Raw genomic sequence first — 18,842 nt, 5'->3', positions numbered from 1 at the left:
GGGTATGGCCGCTGTCGTCTTAACACATCGTTCGCGGCTGTATCCTTTTTAGTGCTTTTCAATTCCCGTCTTATCAAGAAGGAGGACCACAATGAAACTGAAAAAAATACTCTCATTCAAGCAATGGTCCCATATTTTCCGTAATTCCTGGAAATATATCGTCTCCCCGCAGGTCGCAACAGGGGACAAGCTGCTGTTTACCATCCCGGTAATCTTATATTGGGTCCTGCCTGATTTTCTACCGTTTATGCCGATTGATGATATCGGGGTAACGATGCTGCTGATGGGATGGTTTGTTTCGAGAATGGAACGTAAATACCCGGTGTTGAAGGTTCTGAGATAAGCGGCTTTCAGATTAAATAGTTGCTTTTACAAGCCGGTTTCCTTTAAAATAAATTATTGAGCATTTAAATTATATAGGTGTCGGGAGATGGACTGAACATGAACGTCAAAATTACCCGCAATGCGGCTAAAGTGATAAAGAAACAAATGGAGCTGGAAGGAAACAGCGAACTTAAGCTGCGCGTCGCTATTACCCATGCCCACGGCGACCACGCCCACTACGGACTGGATTTGGACACGCCTAAGGAGAATGACGTTGTGGTTTCTACAGATAAGGAAATCGACGTTATTTTGGAACCGGGTCAACCGCTGCTTGACGGAGTGAAGATCGATTATTTGTATTTCCCGCAAGAAGGCTTTGTAATTACTAATCCGTCTAAAGGAAATCACGGGGACCATTAAGGTCGCCCCGGATTCCGGACATAAAGAAGGGTTGCTCCATGGCTAACGATATACGTATTTGCGATAAATGTAATCACACGAGTATGAAAAGTATAGTGCCAAAGCTCCGTAAGATGGCCCCTGACGCTGATATTAAGATCGGGTGCAAATCGTATTGCGGACCTTGCGGCAAACGTGCTTTTGTCTATATTAATGGTCGGTATATCAGTGCTCCGACTGAGGATGAGGTGCTAAAGAAGGTTGAACCCTTCGTTAAGCAGCCTGCGGTTCAGGAATAGAATAGGGATTCACGGAACAGGCACTCTGCAAGGATTAACTTTGCGGGGTGCTTTTTTTCGCTGAAAAGCACTTTGTGATATGATATACCCGTTGTGTACAAACATATTTTTACCTAGGAGGCGGGAAAACGGTATGAAGCATATCACCGATGGCACGATATTGAATAATGGAGTTGCTATGCCTTGGTTTGGACTCGGGACGTATAAAGCCGCAGGGGACGAGGTGGCGAATGCGGTGACCGAAGCTTTAAAGATCGGGTACCGGAGTATTGATACTGCAGCGGTTTACGCCAACGAAGAGGAAGTCGGACAGTCGATTGCAGCCAGCGGCGTCGCCAGGGACAGCTTGTTTGTAACGACCAAGGTCTGGAATGAAGACCAGGGCTTTGACAAGACCCTCCGTGCTTTTGAGAAGAGCCGTGAGAAGCTGGGATTGGATTACATTGACCTGTATTTGATTCATTGGCCGGGCGCGGATAAGTATAAGGAGACTTGGCGGGCGCTTGAACGTCTATACGAAGAAGGCAGTGTGCGGGCGATCGGAGTCAGTAATTTCCAGATTCATCATCTGGAGGAACTGACGAAGGACAGCAACACCGTCCCGGCGCTCAACCAGGTGGAACTGCATCCCCGCCTGATCCAAAAGGAATTGCATGAATATTGCATCGCTCACAATATCCAGCTTGAAGCGTGGGCTCCGCTGATGAAGGGCAGACTTCAGGATAACGGACTGCTGCTCGGAATTGCGGAAAAGTACAGAAAATCCGTATCTCAGGTCATTCTGCGCTGGGAGCTTCAGAACAACATTGTCATCATTCCCAAGTCCGTCACCCCGTCCAGAATTAAGGAAAACAGTGAAATATTCGATTTCGAGCTGTCCCGGGACGAGATGGATGCTATCACCGGGTTGAACGCGGATGAACGGATTGGCAGCCATCCGGATAAGCTGTTATTTTAGTTGTTTGAAATGAATTCAGGCCGGAGCCTGTAATTGAAGCAGCCCTTAACCTCCTGTCAAGCACAAGGGGATTAAGGGCTGTTGGTATTTTATTGGGTGTCCTCTTGTTTAAACGTTCTAATGGCGTCGTACTTCATAATATCGTCTGAAATTTTCAGTCTCGTCTTGCTCTCTTCGAATCCGGTCCGGCACTGCTTCACGGGAGCGGTGCCCCGTGTATCAAGATTATAGCAAGTTCCGCTGGTGAACTGACCGTCATCACCGGGTAAATAAGCGAGCTCAGCATTCGCAAATGCGCCGGAACGCAAGGTCACCAGCCGTTCTTGTCCGCTGAACAGATTATTACCCATCAAGTAGTAAGGGTCCCGGGATATCCCGAGCAGATGAAGAAGGGAAGGTGTAAGATCCAGCTGGCCAGCGGGTTTGGGATCAATGGTCCCAGTGTAGGCACCCGGCAGATGCACGAGCAGCGGAACCTGATGCATGATTTCAAGCATATCGAGCGCTGTAAGGCTTTTGCCGAGAAACTGTTCGTAATAGGAAGTCTCTTTAATAGAATTATCGTGGTCCCCGTAAAAAACTAGGATGGTATTTTCCCACAACCCATCTTTTTTCAATCCCTCTGCAAGCTGCCCCAAAGCTTCATCTGTATAGTGTATGGCCTCCAGGTAATCTCCAAAGATAGTTCCGGCGAACTCTCCCGTATCAAGCTTCTGCACCTCCTCCGGAAGTGAATACGGATAGTGGCTTGAAAGTGTCGTGAGGAAAGAATAGAAGGGCTGCTTCAAGGGTTCCATTGCAGTCAGCGATTGACGCAGAAATGATTTATCGCCAAGCGACCAGCCCAGAGGTTCATTGAGCGTATAGTCTTTTTTGGTGTAAAAGCGGTCATAGCCCATTGCCGAATACATAAGCTGCCGGTTCCAAAAGCTGCCCTCATAGGCGTGAAAAGCATTGGCGCTATACCCATTTTCCTTCAAAATGGCGGGCAGAACATCGAAATGGTGATCCGGGTACCGCACAAATATGGATCCTGAGGTTAGCGGATACAAGGAGCCGTTGGAAGCAAAATCGGCATCCGAGGTTCGTCCCTGTGCGGTCTGATGATAATAATGGCTGAAATATAGGCTTTCTTTCATCAGTGCGTTCAGATTCGGAGTAACCTCCTGACCATTGACAGAGGCTCCTACCATGAAATTCATGAAGGCTTCCGCCTGAATAACAATAATGTTGCTGCCGCTATATTTTCCGAAGCTGTCGTTCACTTGGGCTTGTTCCGCATTCTGCCCGGCGAACCAAAGCTTCATGGATGCCGCCTCCTGCTGGGGAAGAACAGGGTTGGGGCCCAGATGATCCTTGGCATATTGGTAGGCGTCATAGGCATGGAAGCCAATAAGCCCGGTCACGTTATACATAGCCAGACTCCACCAGTTGCCGGTGAATAAATCACGGGCCCAGGTAGTGGCATAAGTATAAATCGGTCCGAAGGTTAAGACAGAGCCGAGAAGTAAAGCGGCAGCACCGTTTCCCGTTCGCCGAAGAAAGCCTGCAGTCTTGGTGCGTGAGCGATCACGGGTTAGGTTGACGGGACTACGATAAAATAGAGTGTGCAGATGTGCGGAGCCTTCTCCTTGCCGAAATATGAAGGAGCGCGTGGCAATATAGCACAGGAACAGCAGCCAGTCTGCAAATAACGTGATATCGGCAGGACGCAGCAGGGAGAAGATACTCTCGCCAAGCGCGTCCATCTGCCCTGCCTGCAGCAGCACAGGAACGGTAATGAAATCCTGAAAGTAACGGTAGTACACCATATCGGCATAGATCAGAAAAGTCAGGAGCACGTTAAGAATGAGCAGCGCTATAGTCTGGCCCCTGCGGGGAAGCCATAATGTCCAAAAGGACAGCAGAATAAGCGAGCCGATGGAGATCAGCTTGTCCTGCTGGTTCATGTCGATATTCTGAGCATGCAGTCCGCTGTGCAGCTGGATCAGCTTTATCAGCATGACGGCAATAAATAAGGCATAGCCTAGACAACGTTTCAATATAAATCCTCCTTGCAGTCTAAACAAAAGCGTCGAAAAAGCGGACATCGGCCCCGGAAGCGGAGGATGTCCGTACATAGCTGAACTATAATAAAACGATTAATCCTGTTTCGGGCTTCTTGGCGGCAGCGGGCCCAAATATTGATAGAATTGACATTCAATACGCCCATTGTACAGCTTGCGCCGTTTGTCGGCTTTCCGCCCGAAATACTGCTCGAACTCCTTCACGGGACTAATTGCAAAGAAAGACCAGGTCGGCAGATACAGCATCATTTCACCGAATTGGCGAGTCAGCTTTTCCACTTCTTTATCATTGCTTAGACGCTCGCCGTAAGGAGGATTGGTGATGATGCAGCCGTACTCGCCTTGCGGTCTGGCTTTGGCGGCGCCGAGCACAGAAAAGGTGATTTCGCCGGATAATCCTGCACTCTTGGCAGCGGCTTCAGCCACTTCAATAGCAGCAGGATCGATATCGCTGCCTGTCAGCTGCAGCGGATAATCGTCACGTACGGCGTCGAATGCCTCTTCACGGGCTTCCTCCCACAGCTCGCGCGGAATGACCGGCCAATGCTCGGATGGAAAGGAGCGGCGGAGTCCGGGTGCAATGTTCCAGGCGATCATTGCGGCTTCAATCAATAGGGTGCCGGAGCCGCAGCATGGATCGTATAAAGGCCGGCTGCCGTTCCAGCGGCTAAGCTTCAGCAGCGCGGCGGCCATGGTTTCTTTCAGCGGCGCTTCTGTTGCCAGCCTTCTATAGCCCCGTTTGTGAAGAGCCGGTCCGGTAGTATCCAAAGTGATCAGCGCAATATCGTTCAGCAGGATCATTTCAATCACATAGCGGGGACCGTTCTCAGGGAACCAGTCCGTATGATAGGAGAGCTTCAGCTTCTCGACCACCGCTTTTTTGACGATTCCCTGGCAAGCGGGTACACTTGTCAATTGGGACTTGTGCGAGCGGCCCTCAACGGGGAATTCTCCGTGTTCCGGAATCCAGTCCTCCCATGGCAGAGCTTTGACGCCTTCGAACAGCTCGTCGAAGGTTTTGGCAGGAAACTGCCCCATTTTAATTAATACACGGTCCGAGGTACGCAGCCATAAATTACAGCGGCAGATGTCTATATAGTCACCGCTGAACAGTACCCGTCCGTTCTCGACCGTGGTCTCATAACCCAGTTCGTTTAATTCACGCGCCACAACAGCCTCCAAACCCATAGGGGCGGTAGCGATTAATTGTAATTTGCTCATTGATCTCAACTCCGTTTTACTTGTAGATAAATACAGATAGCCAGTACAATCAAGTATAGGGGAATGCGGTGAACTTCACAATGTCCGTCATTCCCGGAAAATCCCCTCAGGGCTTTAATGTGTAAGCCATGAGGATTGCCGAAGGAGATATAACATGCTTATTAGTCAGGAACAATACAGTGAACAGCTCTATACAGAGGACGATCTGCTGCTTCAAGTGAAGAACACCATAGCTGCTAACGGCATGCCGGAAGTTTCTGTCGCCCCGGGATACGGCCGTCTATTATCCATGCTCGTCAGTCTCTCCCGCGCATCCAGCATATTGGAAATCGGCGCATTGGGCGGATACAGCGGCATTTGCATGGCCCGGGGATTGATTGCCGGCGGAAAGCTGACCTCCCTGGAACTTAAAGCCGAATACGCCGAGTTGGCCAAGAGACATCTGAAGCTTGCAGGCTTTGGCGATGCTGTCGAATACAGAGTCGGCCCGGCGCTGGAAAGCTTGAAGTCATTGGAAGCGGAAGGGCGAACCTTCGATTTCTTTTTTATCGACGCCGACAAAGAAAATTACCCGAATTATCTTGAATATGCCATCAGGCTGGCCAATCCGGGAGCGATCATTGCCGGAGATAATATTTTTCTGCGCGGCCGCACACTGAACACGGACAGGAACGGCCCTGCCATTCAGGCGGTGAGGCGGTTTAACGAAATGATCGCCAGCGATGAGCGACTGACCAGTACCTTGCTTCCGGCATACGATGGTCTGGCCCTAGCCATAGTCAAATAGGCATTGCTGTAATCAGCGGAACAATCTCGGGGCAGTTTCCTTATAGAGCTTTAGACGTACCCATACGGTGTTAATCAACATGAAGACCCCCGAGAGAATGAACAAACCTTCGATACCGATGTAGCCTGACAAAAAACCGCCGATAATCGCTCCCAGCATATTGCCCAGCGACAGCGTACTGCTGTTGAAGCCAAATGCCCTGCTATCCTTTCCGTCTGGCGTATAGGCGCGGATCAGCGCATTTACACTAGGCAGCAAACCGCCCATGAAGACGCCCATCAGGAAGCGGACAATAATAAGCTGCCAGACACTGGTGACGAATGCTTGCGGGATTAGGAACAGGGCGGCGCCGATTAGGGCATAGGTCAGTATACGGTGTGCACCTATCTTATCGCTCAGCTTGCCAAGCACAGGAGAAGCAAGCATATTCGAAATACCGGTGACTGCACTAACCATACCGGCCCAGAAGGCGATATTCACGGCAGAGCCGTGCAGCTTCTCCACATAGAGCGGCATCAGCGTCATCGGACTGATCATGGCGAACTGCAGCAGGAAGGTTACACCGAACAGAGCCGGAAGCTGAGGTACCTTGAGAAGTTCTTTTAAGCCTTCAAGCACGGAGGCCTGCGGTACATGGGCTGCTTCGACACGGTCGAATTTCTCCTTCACCAGGAACAGCGCAAGCAGGGAGGCGACAAACAGCAATGCGCCGACGACATAAAAGATCGGGCGGAAACCCACCCAGTCGGCCAAAAGACCGCCGATCAGCGGTCCCAGAATGGTGCCGGCTACAGAGCCTGACTGCATGAGACCCATGGCAAAGCCCATACGGTGCTTGGGGGTTGTTCCCGAGATCAGTGCAATGGAAGCTGGATTGAAGCCGGAAATGGTTCCGTTCAGCAGACGGAGCAGCAGCAATTGCAACGGTGTCTGGGCAAACCCCATCAACAGAATGACCAGCGCCATACCAAAGCTGGAGCGCAGCAGCATGATTTTGCGTCCATATTTGTCGGCGAGCTTGCCCCATAGCGGCTGGAACAGAAACGAGGTCATAAAGTTGGCGGCAAATATGAAGCCGGCCCAAATCCCGATAGCATGTTCACCCTGTACCCCGAGATCTTTAGCCAGATACAGGGATAGGAACGGAGTAATCATGGTCATTCCAGCATTTACCAGAAATTGCCCGAACCAAAGCACAATGAGGTTGACTCTCCAAGCCTCCCATTTCTTCAAAGTGCTTTCACTCCTTTCCGAACTGTGATTCAAAAATTTATTATTCACGAAAAATTGACATTCTATCAGTATATCATAATTTTTAATTGTAGCGTTGAAACACATATCATAGTATTGTCATAGGATTGTCATTGGCCCTTTAAGTGTGACGGTTGTTACTTACTTTTAAAAGGGGCATAATATATATTGAGAAATTAATCAAATTTAATGGAGATCTTATCATGACCTACAACGACACTTTTATCCGCGCCTGCACGAAGCTGGACACAGAGCATGTTCCCGTATGGTACATGCGGCAGGCCGGCCGTTATGATCCCGAGTACCGTAAAATCAAGGAAAAGTATTCGCTGCTGGAAATTTGCAAACAGCCGGAGCTGGCGGCTGAGGTAACCATGATGCCTGTGCGCAAGCTGGGTGTGGACGCGGCTATTTTATATTCCGATATCATGAATCCGGTTGCTTCCATCGGCATTGACTTCGACATAGTCAAAAACATCGGCCCGGTAATACATAATCCGATTTGTTCGGCTGCTGACGTAGAGAGATTGAAACCGATTGATGTGGAAGGCGACCTCGGCCATATTCTGGAGACCATCGCCATTCTCGACAAGGAACTGGACGTGCCGTTGATTACGTTTGCCGGTGCCCCGTTCACGATTGCCAGTTATCTGATCGAGGGACGTCCATCGAAAGGGTATATCCGCACCAAGGAGCTGATGTACAGCGAGCCTCGTGTATGGGAGATGCTGATGGAGAAGCTGGGCGATATGGTCATCACCTACCTTCACAGTCATGTTCGCAGCGGAGGCAAAGCCTTTCAGCTGTTTGACAGCTGGGTGGGTGCGCTTGCGCCTCAGGATTTCGAAAGGTATGTACTCCCTACCGTTTCACGGATCTTCAGCGAATGTTCAGACCTTGATGTGCCTAAAATATATTTTCCGGGGGTAAGCTCAGGAGAACTCCTGCCTAGCCTTACAAACCTTCAAGCCGATGTCATCGGACTGGACTGGCGAGTGAGCATAAGTGAAGGGCGGCGCCGAACAGAAGGGAAGTTTGCTGTTCAGGGCAATCTCGACCCTTATCTGCTGACCGCTCCGATGGATGTGATCAAAGAACGTGCCAAGGCATTGATTGATGAAGGCATTCTTGAGCCGGGCTATGTATTCAATCTGGGGCATGGGTTATTTCCGGAAGCCTCGCTGGATAAGCTGCGGGAACTGACGGACTACATTCACGAGTACTCCCATGAGCTTTTACAAGAATCAGCTAAAGCACGTTCCTGAACATGACTAACCATAAAAAGGGGATGGAATTGGTGACAAAGCAAATCGGCGTTCTGGTCATGTCCTACGGCACTCCTGAGAGCCTGGAGGGTATAGAGGCCTACTATACGCATATCCGTCGCGGCAATCCGCCATCCGCGGAACAGCTTAAAGAATTGAAGGACCGTTATGAAGCCATCGTTGGGGGCGTATTCCCGCTGCGTGAGAATACTGACCGGCAGGTGGAAGCCCTGGAAGCTGCACTGAACAGGGACAATGCTGATCCAGCTGTTCAGTTTGTCTGTTATCAAGGTCTGAAGCATGCCCATCCGTTTATTGAAGACGGCGTGGAGTCCATGATGAAGGACGGAATTGCCGAAGCCGTGGGTATCGTTCTTGCTCCGCATTATTCGAGCATGAGTGTGGGTACATATATTAAGCGTGCCAAGGAAAAGGCAGAGGCATGCGGTATTCAGATGTCTTTTGTGGAGAGCTATCATCTGCATCCGGAGCTGATCGACGTTCTGAGCCGCCGTGTTTCAGCGCGTCTGGATCAATTCGAGGAGGCAGGTGCGAAGCGAAGTGAGGTTCGCGTGCTGTTCAGCGCACATAGTCTGCCGGAGCGGATTCTTACCATGGGCGACCCTTACCGCGACCAGCTGCTTGAAACTTCCGCAGCTGTTGCCAAAAAGGCGGGAGTGACTTCCTGGCAGTTCACCTGGCAGAGTGCGGGCCGTACGGCTGAGCCATGGCTGGGACCGGATGTTCTGGATACGCTTCGGGAGCTTAGCAAGGAACAGGTTGAGGATGTCCTGGTAGCGCCAGTTGGATTCGTGTCTGATCACTTGGAGGTGCTGTATGACCTTGACATTGAAGCGCAGTCGGTGGCAGGTGAGCTGGACATGCGACTGATGCGGATCGAATCGCTCAACAGTGATCCTGCCTATATGGCAGTACTTAGTGATGTGGTGCGTACCCGCTACAATCAAATGAAGGTGAGCCAGCTATGACCGATACATCCCGGAAAATTGTAATTGTCGGCGGAGGTCTGAGTGGTCTCAGCGCCGCTTTTTATGTGCGCAAATACTATAAAGAAGCCGGCATTAAGCCGGAAATTATTATAGTGGACAAAGATAAGACGCTAGGCGGCAAAATTGAAACGCTGCACCGTGACGGCTTCGTCATAGAGAAGGGCCCGGATTCCTTCCTGGCCCGTAAAACGGCGATGATTGATTTGGCAAAGGAACTGGAATTGGACCATGAGCTGGTGACGACCAATCCCAATGCCAAGAAGACGTACATACTGCAGAAGGAAAAGCTTCATCCAATGCCGGCCGGACTTGTACTGGGTATCCCGACAGAAATAAGGCCATTTTTGAAAAGCGGCCTTGTATCTTTTAAAGGCAAAGTACGCGCGATGATGGATTTCATTCTTCCTCCCCGCAGAAGCAAGGAAGATGAGTCGCTGGGGCAGTTAATCGAACGCCGTCTTGGAACGGAAGTGCTGGAGAATATGACGGAGCCCCTGCTGGCCGGTATTTACGCCGGTGATATGCACAAAATCAGCCTGCAGGCCACATTCCCGCAGTTTGGTGAGATAGAGCGCCAGTATGGCAGCCTTATTCGCGGCATGACTACAGGCCGTAAGCCGGTTGAGACCCATACGGGTACGAAGAAGAGCGCCTTCTTGACCTTCCGGCAAGGTCTGCAAAGTCTGGTATACGCTCTGATAAATGATCTGCATGATGTGGAGCAGCGAACGGAGACTGCGGTCACTGCAATTATTGTGCGGGACACCGATGGAACTGCTGAGCATCCGCGCTATGAAGTTGAACTCGATAACGGGGAAACATTGCCTGCGGATGATATTTACGTTACTGTTCAGAATTTCGCCGCCGCAGATCTTCTGCGTTCACATGTGGATGTCTCGGCACTGGATGCTGTGAATTATGTTTCTGTAGCTAACGTTGTGATGGCTTTTTCCAAAAAGGATACGGCCACTGAATATGACGGATCAGGCTTCCTGGTACCCCGTAAGGAAGGGCGGAACATTACAGCGTGCACATGGACATCGACCAAATGGCTCCACACCAGTCCGGAGGATAAGGTGCTGCTTCGCTTTTATGTTGGGCGTTCGGGAGACGAGCAGAATGTACAGCTGCCGGATGAGGCGCTGGCGGAGCTGGTGCGCAAAGATGTGCGTGAAATTATGGGAATTACCGCCAAGCCATTGTTTACAGAAATCACCCGTCTGATGCACTCCATGCCGCAGTATCCGGTTGGGCATCCCGGGAACATCTCGAAGCTGCGGGATGAGCTGGGAGCTGTCCTGCCTGGCGTGTATGCTTTTGGAGCCGGATATGACGGCATAGGCATGCCGGACTGCATCAAACAAGCCAAGCTAACAGCTGAAGCTGCTGCCAAGTCGTTACGTCAGTAAGATGAACGACATGCCATTAATACAGAGATTCATACGGTGGAGCGAGTCTTATTATCGCTTCACCTTTTTTAAAATATAAGAAAGTATAAGTTTTCACTATACTTTGCTTATATTTCTACGAGAAACGGATACCGTCTCTTTCAGGACGGCGAAGCCGTTTCTTCTTGTATTACAGGGTGACTACTCTATCAGCCGGACAGTCTTCCTATTTGTTGGGGGCAGGTACGGATATGCTATAATAGAACCAATTTAACGGCAAAGGAGCTTATAGAAACCCATGTACCCGCCACGACCCCACAGAAAAGGGAAAAGAAAAGCCTCCGGCCACCGCCGCCCAAAACGGGCATGGGCATGGATGAATGCGTTGCTGCTGCTCATGATAACAGCCCTATTATTTTATTATTTTATTGAAGGCGGCAATGAAAACTCTGCTACTCCGCTTCCGGCGGCACAAAGCAGCATCTCACCTTCACCAGAGCAGAACAGGAGTCCGAACCCGTCAACAGCCGCATTTACTACTGCACCGCAAACCTACGTTGAACCGACGCCTGCTGTTGAGCCAACGCCGACTGTTGAGCCAATGCCTGCTGCAGAGCCGGTACCTGCAGAATCACCAACACCAGCTGCAGGCGGCGAGGGGCTTATTTCCGGATTGCCGCAGGATGCTGTTTCGGAAGGTAATACAGTTAAGCTGAGCTTTGGCGGAGACGTCATTTTTGCCGGTAAGGTTGGAGAGCTTTTAAAGAAGAAGGGCTACGATTATCCCTATGCCCGTCTTGATGGGCTTTTGCAGCAGGATGATCTTACTGTAATTAATCTTGAAACACCTGTAACTGAGCAAGGTACGGGTGCAGCCAACAAGCAGTTTGTATTCAAATCCCCCCCGGAGGCTTTGGATGCCATGAAGGAAGCGGGAGTAGATGCCGTGAATCTGGCGAATAATCATACGCTTGACCAAGGGGAGCAAGGACTGAAGGATACGCTGAGCAACCTTGATGATAGAGGGATTGGCCATGCCGGGGCAGGCTTGACCGCTGAATCCGCCTATGCTGCGCAGTATTTTGAACGAAAGGGTGTCACCATTGCCCTGCTTGGGTTTACCCGTGTAATCCCGGAATCCTCATGGCAGGCCGGCCGGAATAAGCCGGGTCTGGCTTCTGTCTATGATAGTAAGGAAGGGCTAAAGGCCATAGCCGAGGCTCGTAAGAAAGCGAATATTGTGGTAGTTGTAGTGCATTGGGGGATTGAACGCGTAACTCAGGCGGATGCTGCTCAGCAATCGCTGGGGCGCAGCTTCATCGATGCCGGGGCGGATCTTGTGATCGGAGGCCATCCCCACGTCCTTCAAGGGATTGAGCCCTACAAAGGCAAGTGGATAGCCTACAGCACGGGGAACTTTATTTTTACGAAATCCACAACTCCTGCCACTTGGGAAACGGCGGTTGTTCAGGCGGAATGCAGTACCCAGGGGCAATGTCAATTGCAGTTAAAGCCCTTTAATGCTGAACTGGGCCAGCCGGTACCCATGAGTGACGCGGATGGACAAAAGCTGTTCAAAAAGGTGGAGTCTCTTTCCTGGGGGCGGATAAAGATCGGCAGCGACGGTAAGGTTATTCATTCCTCAGAGTGATTACTACTGTAAGGAGGTTTTCCTTATGTTTAAAAATATGTGCGTTGCCCATCGCGGATTTTCCGGCAAAGCGCCGGAGAATACATTGGCCGCAGTCCGGATGGCGCTTGCGCTGCCCTACGTGCGCTGGATGGAGCTGGATGTCCAGCTCTCCAAGGATGGTGTGCCTGTCGTCATACACGATTACAGTCTGGACCGGACCACAAACGGTCATGGGAAGGTCAAGAATATGGACTGGGAGCAGATTAAACGACTGGATGCTGGAAGCTGGAAAGGACGTGCTTTTAGAGGAGAGAGGGTTCCCTCCCTGGAGGAGGTTCTGGAGCTTGCGGCAGGCCGTCTGCATTTTAACATTGAGCTGAAGACTGTGGGGAATCTGTATCCTGGAATTGAAAAAACGGTTATTGAGCTTATCTCCTCCAAAAACATGCGTGATGACGTAGTTCTGACTTCATTCGAAGCCGGGGCGCTTCAAAGGGTTAAGGAGATTGATCCCCTTTTTCGGACCGGACTGATCTTTGATTCCAGGTCGGGCGATCCCGCCAGAAGGGTGAAGGAACTGGATTGTTCGTTTCTGTCCATCAGTTTTGCCCGTCTGAATCCGGATTTGGCCAAGCGGCTTGCAGCGCAGGGTGTGAAGGTTATGGCCTGGACAGTGGATAAAGCGAGGGAGATGCGTCGCCTAGCCGGCATGCATTCTGATATAATGATTTGTACGAACCGTCCGGATGTATGGGGCGATACGTTTTTGGGAGTATAAACAATAAATCGACGGGAAAGAGAGCTGAGGTCTAATGTGCGCTACTGTTAATAACTTATACTGCGTTGGACGTAATTACAAACTGCATGCGGAGGAACTGGGGAATAAAGTACCGGTGGAACCGCTCATTTTCATGAAGCCCTCTCATGCAGCTGTTTCCCTCGACAAGGCAATCATTCATCTTCCGAAGGAGTCGGGACAGGTTCATTATGAAGGTGAGCTTGTGCTGCGAATCGCTCGCGAATATGTTCCGGGAATGAGTGTAGAAGAACTGGTGGACGTTATGGCATTGGGTTTGGATTTCACTTTACGTGATGTGCATAATGATTTGCAAAAGAAAGGACTTCCCTGGACCGCAGCCAAAGGCTTCAAAAACGCTGCGCCGATTACCCCTTATATTGCTTTCCCGGACAAGGAAGAACTGGAAGGCACTGATTTCACTGTTCTGAAAAATGGTGTGGAAGTACAACGCGGAAATGTGAAAAATATGATTTTTCCGCTTCAGAAGATTGTAGACTTTATCGCGGCACGCTACGGGCTTGGTGAAGGCGACGTTATATTTACAGGGACTCCGGAAGGTGTCGGACCCACCGTTTCAGGCGATTCGTTCGAGATGTATTGGGGCGACCAGCTGATGGGCACCTGTCTGATCGGATAAAAGGTAATATTTGAACGATAGCGGGAGTTGAAGGTATGCAATGGGTTATCGGCGCCTGTGGCGCTTTGTTGATCGCCGGGGCAGCGTATGGGAAGCAATCGCTGAGCCTTTCCGGCATGCTGGCCGCAGTGATCATGGGTACGATTTATTTTGGTGCCGGGAATGCTTTTTGGTTCGGTATCTTGCTGCTCTTCTTCGTTTCATCCAGTCTATTGTCCAGGCTTCGTCATGAACATAAGGCTGAACTGGAGCTGAGCTACGACAAAACAGGCCGCCGGGATGCGGGGCAAGTTTTCGCCAACGGTGGCGTTGGTATGATAGTGGTCTTGCTCAATGCGATTTATCCGCATATGATGTGGGAATTCCTGTTCATTGGCGTTATGGCTACAGTAACATCGGATACTTGGGCTACGGAAATTGGAACGCTTAGTACAAAACCACCCCGCTCTGTCCTGACAGGGAAAATCTTGCCGACTGGAGCGTCCGGGGGAGTATCCCTTGCGGGAACTCTTGCTGCAGCCGGAGGCGGGGCTGTTATCGGCGCAGCCTCCTGGCTGCTGCAGCTTGCAGCCGGAATGACAAGCCGTTCCTTTGTGCTGCTTGCACTTGCCGGTCTTCTTGGCGGCCTGGCAGGGGCCTTCACGGATTCCATCCTTGGCGCGACGGTGCAGCGGATGAACCGGTGTACCGTATGCGGCCGGGAGGTGGAAAGCCTCCGGCATTGCGGGGCACCAGCTGTGCATGCCCGCGGCTGGCGGTGGATGAGCAATGATGCCGTTAATCTCATCAGCTCGATGACCGGCGGTGCCGTGGCTCTGCTGATTGGCATTATGGGAAGTTGAAAATATAAGGCAAGCGAGGATAATGTATGAATATTATGACCGTGGAGCACCTCTCCAAAAGTTATGGGGAGAAAGTATTGTTCCGGGATGCTTCATTTGGCATGGATGACCGCGATAAAATTGGTGTCATTGGAGTAAATGGAACCGGAAAATCAACCTTTTTGCGTATCATTGCCGGTCTGGGGACTCCGGATGAAGGACAAATTGCGATCGGAAATAATGTGCGGGTGCAATATCTGGCACAGAACCCACCCTATGATCCTTCAAATACCGTGCTGCAGCAGGTGTTTGCAGGTGATGAACCGGAACTCAGAAGTACGCGCGAATACATGGAAACCATGGCGCTGCTGGAGAGTAGCCCGGGGAATAAAGAGCTTGAAGAGAAGCTGGTGGCGTTAGGACATGAGATTGATGCGGCCGGCACATGGCAGCTGGAGAGTGAGGCCAAAAGCGTACTTTCCAAGCTCGGCATTGACCAGTTTGATGCTCTTATGGATACCCTGTCCGGCGGTCAGCGCAAGCGGGTTGCTCTGGCGGCGGCACTTATAACCCCATCAGAACTGCTGATCCTGGATGAGCCTACCAATCATATCGATACCGAATCGGTAGCCTGGCTGGAGCAGTATTTGCAGAAGCGGCGCGGCGCATTGTTAATGGTTACCCACGACCGCTACTTTTTGGACCGGGTGGCAGACGTAATGCTGGAGCTGGATGGCGGAAGGCTGTTCCGCTATGAAGCGAACTACTCCCGTTTTCTGGAGCTGAAGGCGGACCGTGAGGAGCGTGAAGCCTCTGCCGAGCAGAAACGCAAGAATCTGCTGCGCACGGAGCTGGCCTGGATTCGGCGGGGAGCCAAAGCCCGAACCACGAAGCAGAAGGCCAGAATCGACCGCTTTGAGAAGCTGAAAGAGGGAGCCGGCCCATCCACGGGCGGCTCAGTTGATATTTCAGTCGCTTCAACACGTCTGGGACGGAAAATAATTGAACTGCAAGGCTTAAACAAAGCTCTCGACGGACGGCAACTGATTAAAGATCTGACTTATATAGCTGTACCGCAGGACCGTGTCGGCATCGTGGGTCCGAACGGCAGCGGCAAATCAACGCTTCTGAATTTGATTGGCGGATTGCTTGAGCCGGACAGCGGCGAGGTGCAGATTGGCGCAACTGTAAAGCTGGGTTATTTCACTCAAGAGCATCAGGATATGGATGAAAGCCTGCGGGCCATCGAGTATGTGAAGGAAGAGGCGGAAGTCATCCGCACAGCAGACGGCAGCGTCATTACGGCAGGCCAAATGCTGGAGCGCTTCCTGTTTCCTCCGGCTATGCAATGGACTCCGATTTCCAAGCTGTCCGGAGGCGAAAAAAGACGTCTCTATCTCCTGCGCGTTCTAATGGGAGCGCCCAACGTACTGCTCCTGGACGAGCCGACCAATGATCTGGACATCGGCACTCTGGCGGTACTGGAAGACTATCTGGATGAATTCCCTGGCGTTGTCTTCACCGTATCCCATGACCGCTATTTCCTGGATCGGACAGTGGATAAAATCATGGCCTTCGAGGACGGACAAATCCGGCTTCATGTTGGCGATTACAGCGAATATGAGGAATGGCTGACCAAGAATGTTCCAGCTCGAACCACGGGATCCAACAAAGACGATGGAATCCTGAAACGGAGCACTGCTGCGGAGTCCGGGCAAGATAAGGGAACTCAGCCTCCTGTGAAGGAAAAGCTCAAATTCACCTTCAAGGAACAGCGTGAATATGAAGGCATTGATGAGCAAATCGAACGGGCGGAGAACCATCTGAGCGAAATCAGCACAAAGATGGAGGCAGCCTTCGCCGACTCTGGGAAGCTGCAGGAGCTAGTAGCGCAGCAGAAGGAGTCGGAAGCCGAGCTGGAGCGTCTTATGGAGCGCTGGACGTATTTAAATGAACTGGCGGAGAGAATCGCAGGCAAGGTGTAATGCGAAGTTATACGTTAACAGAAGGCTGGCGCCGGAAAATCCGGGCCAGCTTTATTTTATGCAGTAAAAGCGGCAGCAACGACTAACCCAGTCATTGCTGCCGCTTTGTATTGATGCATCATTGTTTGCCTTCTACTGCAATCATCTGTACCACCGGCCGGGAATCACCAGGCAGAACCGCTTCATCGGCGTTCATCTGCGAGGAACCGTCACCGTCGAGGAAAATGCCCTCCAGGCCTTCACCAGGGACGGTCTCCAATATGGCTGTGCGAAACTCGGCAGCGGTGCAGAGTGTTGGTGTCACGATAAGCCACAGCTTGCCGGCATTATCGTATACCATCCCCGAACGCATCCGCTCATCGTCCGCAAAGGGCAGGTGTTCTTGCGTTGCTGCTGCTGACCATAGCTCGTTGTACCGCAGATTCATGCTGATGCCGCCTTGGGCAAAATACCGGCTGCGGTCCTTGACAACCAGTTCATCCCCCGAAGAAACCACCTGCACCGAGAACTTGCGGTCAGCGCCATCCCAGACCAGAGTTCCCCTCGGGTACTTTGCATTGAACCAGCCTGAGCCGTAGGCGTTCTTCACACCGCTTACCGGGTTATCGTTCATAATGGCTATGGACAACAGGTCCTCGCCATAGAAGAAACCGCCATTAATGCCGTAAGCCGCTACCTGCCGCAGAGGACTGCCGGCAGACCGGAGGATCACGTCTTCAGGAGATAAAGACATCATGTGCAGCTGCACTTTTCCCGGACTCTCTGCCTCCAGATAGGTGTAGGAATGAGGGAGGCCGTCAAAGACCTCCTTAGTGCCTCTTGGCTCTGATAGAAATGCTGTTGCCGCTAACACAACAAAAGCTAGCAGGATGATGGCGGTTAACGAGAGCCTGTGTTCCCTAAGCAGCCTTTTCCAGCGGCTGCCGGTCTCAGTTTGCCCCGACATAAGCAGCGAGCAGCTTGGCTGTATTCACTACGGCTTGCTTGTGGGTACGCTCCATAGAGTGGGAGGCGTGCACACCCGGTCCGATCAGGGCAGCCCGAATATTATTTCCGCCTCTCAGTGCGGCGGAAGCGTCGGAGCCATATTGCGGGTAAATATCGACTGCGTAAGGGATGGAAAGTGCTCCGGCCAGATCGATTAACCGGCCTGTCATTACATAATCATAAGGACCCGAGGAGTCCTTGGCACAAATAGAGACGTCCGTTTCTTTACAGCTAAGATCATCGCCCATAGCCCCCATGTCAACAGCGATCATTTCATTGATTCCGGCAGGAATCCAGGAAGCGCCGTGTCCGACCTCCTCATAATTGGAGATTAGCAGAGAGAGGTTATGCAGCGGCTTCCAGCCCTCGCGTTTGATACTCTCCAACAGACCGAGCAGTGCCGCTACGCTTGCCTTGTCATCCAAATGCCGTGATTTGATATATCCGCTTGGCGTAATCACCGCCCGGGCGTCGAAAGAAATGAAATCGCCCACGGCTATGCCGAGCTTGCTTACTTCATCTTTGGTCAATACCTGTTCATCAATTCGAACCTCCATGTTCTCCTCCTGCCGTTTGAAGTCGCGTGCATCGGGATACACATGAACGGAGGGATGGCTGGTAAGAATCGTACCTGTATAGGTCTTGCCGCTGCGGGTATGGATCACGCAGTATTCATTCTCAATACTGTGCATGGTAAATCCGCCTACGGAGGTTAACCGAAGTGTCCCGTTGGATTTAATGGAGCGCACCATGGCTCCAAGCGTATCCACATGGGCGCTGATCCCGATGGTCCGGGAAGGATCAAGACCAGCGACCGTCAGAATGACGCCGCCTTTTTCATTCCAGGTCAGCGGTACATTCAGCGACGCCGCCTCCTCGGCGACAAGGTTCATCACCTGTGCGGTGAAGCCGCTGGGGCTGGGCGTGTCGAGCAATTTTTTTAGAATCGAAAGGATGTAATCTTCATTGGGTTGAATGGTAAGCACGGGCTTGTCCTCCTGTTCATCATAAA

At 51.4% G+C, this 18,842-nt stretch carries 18 protein-coding genes; 13 read left to right on the top strand and 5 right to left on the bottom strand.

The features are described 5' to 3' along the window. Positions 1–91 precede the first annotated feature (91 nt). The 4 genes from PaeBR_RS17685 to PaeBR_RS17670 all read left to right on the top strand — a co-directional run bounded on the left by PaeBR_RS17685 (position 92) and on the right by PaeBR_RS17670 (position 1,980). Positions 92–343: a hypothetical protein gene (locus PaeBR_RS17685; protein WP_410511843.1), complete on the top strand. Its 252-nt coding sequence runs from the start codon at positions 92–94 to the stop codon at positions 341–343. A gap of 98 nt (positions 344–441) precedes the next feature. Continuing rightward, the gene (locus PaeBR_RS17680; RefSeq protein ID WP_215178458.1) at positions 442–744 is read left to right on the top strand and encodes a HesB/IscA family protein; all 303 of its coding nucleotides are present in this window, start codon (positions 442–444) and stop codon (positions 742–744) included. 38 nt (positions 745–782) lie between these two features. Beyond that, entirely contained in the window at positions 783–1,022 is a 240-nt protein-coding gene (locus PaeBR_RS17675) for a DUF1450 domain-containing protein (RefSeq protein WP_410511842.1), read from the top strand. A gap of 133 nt (positions 1,023–1,155) precedes the next feature. Then, positions 1,156–1,980 carry an aldo/keto reductase gene (locus PaeBR_RS17670; protein ID WP_410511841.1) on the top strand — a complete coding sequence of 275 codons (825 nt, stop codon included), beginning with the start codon at positions 1,156–1,158 and terminating at the stop codon, positions 1,978–1,980. A gap of 89 nt (positions 1,981–2,069) precedes the next feature. On the opposite strand, the gene PaeBR_RS17665 is transcribed toward PaeBR_RS17670, so the two are convergent. Both PaeBR_RS17665 and PaeBR_RS17660 read right to left on the bottom strand, forming a co-directional pair. After that, complete coding sequence (locus PaeBR_RS17665) at positions 2,070–4,022, bottom strand: LTA synthase family protein (RefSeq protein WP_410511840.1); 1,953 nt, start codon at positions 4,020–4,022, stop codon at positions 2,070–2,072. Between the two features lie 99 nt (positions 4,023–4,121). Beyond that, positions 4,122–5,267 (bottom strand): class I SAM-dependent RNA methyltransferase, encoded by a 1,146-nt coding sequence (locus PaeBR_RS17660; protein WP_410511839.1) that lies wholly within the window; start codon positions 5,265–5,267, stop codon positions 4,122–4,124. A 154-nt stretch (positions 5,268–5,421) separates the two neighbouring features. On the opposite strand from PaeBR_RS17660, the gene PaeBR_RS17655 reads away from it, so the two are divergent. Further along, a complete protein-coding gene (locus PaeBR_RS17655) occupies positions 5,422–6,054 on the top strand; it encodes an O-methyltransferase (protein WP_410511838.1) in 633 nt (210 codons plus the stop codon). A 12-nt stretch (positions 6,055–6,066) separates the two neighbouring features. Here the strand turns inward: PaeBR_RS17655 and PaeBR_RS17650 are convergent, their stop codons facing one another. After that, entirely contained in the window at positions 6,067–7,287 is a 1,221-nt protein-coding gene (locus PaeBR_RS17650; protein WP_410511837.1) for an MFS transporter, read from the bottom strand. A 221-nt stretch (positions 7,288–7,508) separates the two neighbouring features. On the opposite strand from PaeBR_RS17650, the gene hemE reads away from it, so the two are divergent. From hemE to PaeBR_RS17610, 8 genes are all read left to right on the top strand, one after another. Then, positions 7,509–8,570: a uroporphyrinogen decarboxylase gene (hemE, locus tag PaeBR_RS17645; RefSeq protein WP_410511836.1), complete on the top strand. Its 1,062-nt coding sequence runs from the start codon at positions 7,509–7,511 to the stop codon at positions 8,568–8,570. A 23-nt stretch (positions 8,571–8,593) separates the two neighbouring features. Beyond that, positions 8,594–9,559 (top strand): ferrochelatase, encoded by a 966-nt coding sequence (hemH, locus tag PaeBR_RS17640; protein WP_410511835.1) that lies wholly within the window; start codon positions 8,594–8,596, stop codon positions 9,557–9,559. Next, positions 9,556–10,989 (top strand): protoporphyrinogen oxidase, encoded by a 1,434-nt coding sequence (hemG, locus tag PaeBR_RS17635; RefSeq protein ID WP_410511834.1) that lies wholly within the window; start codon positions 9,556–9,558, stop codon positions 10,987–10,989. The genes hemH and hemG overlap by 4 nt, the downstream gene beginning before the upstream one ends. A gap of 355 nt (positions 10,990–11,344) precedes the next feature. Further along, positions 11,345–12,619: a CapA family protein gene (locus tag PaeBR_RS17630; protein WP_410511833.1), complete on the top strand. Its 1,275-nt coding sequence runs from the start codon at positions 11,345–11,347 to the stop codon at positions 12,617–12,619. 25 nt (positions 12,620–12,644) lie between these two features. Continuing rightward, a complete protein-coding gene (locus tag PaeBR_RS17625; protein WP_410511832.1) occupies positions 12,645–13,379 on the top strand; it encodes a glycerophosphodiester phosphodiesterase in 735 nt (244 codons plus the stop codon). A gap of 34 nt (positions 13,380–13,413) precedes the next feature. Then, entirely contained in the window at positions 13,414–14,037 is a 624-nt protein-coding gene (locus PaeBR_RS17620) for a fumarylacetoacetate hydrolase family protein (protein WP_410511831.1), read from the top strand. Positions 14,038–14,072: 35 nt separating this feature from the next. Next, on the top strand, positions 14,073–14,879 hold the full coding sequence (locus PaeBR_RS17615; RefSeq protein WP_410511830.1) for a DUF92 domain-containing protein: 807 nt from the start codon (positions 14,073–14,075) through the stop codon (positions 14,877–14,879). A 26-nt stretch (positions 14,880–14,905) separates the two neighbouring features. Then, complete coding sequence (locus PaeBR_RS17610; protein WP_410511829.1) at positions 14,906–16,843, top strand: ABC-F family ATP-binding cassette domain-containing protein; 1,938 nt, start codon at positions 14,906–14,908, stop codon at positions 16,841–16,843. A 118-nt stretch (positions 16,844–16,961) separates the two neighbouring features. Here PaeBR_RS17610 and PaeBR_RS17605 read toward each other — a convergent pair whose 3' ends face one another. Further along, positions 16,962–17,789: a hypothetical protein gene (locus PaeBR_RS17605; protein WP_410511828.1), complete on the bottom strand. Its 828-nt coding sequence runs from the start codon at positions 17,787–17,789 to the stop codon at positions 16,962–16,964. After that, positions 17,773–18,816 carry a M42 family metallopeptidase gene (locus tag PaeBR_RS17600; protein ID WP_410511827.1) on the bottom strand — a complete coding sequence of 348 codons (1,044 nt, stop codon included), beginning with the start codon at positions 18,814–18,816 and terminating at the stop codon, positions 17,773–17,775. Before PaeBR_RS17600 ends, PaeBR_RS17605 begins: the two co-directional genes overlap by 17 nt. Between the last annotated feature and the right edge of the window lie 26 nt (positions 18,817–18,842).

Origin of the sequence: Paenibacillus sp. BR2-3 (assembly GCF_046529485.1) — a bacterium.
GTDB lineage: Bacteria > Bacillota > Bacilli > Paenibacillales > Paenibacillaceae > Paenibacillus_AQ.
This window is presented reverse-complemented; position numbering and strand designations above follow the sequence as displayed.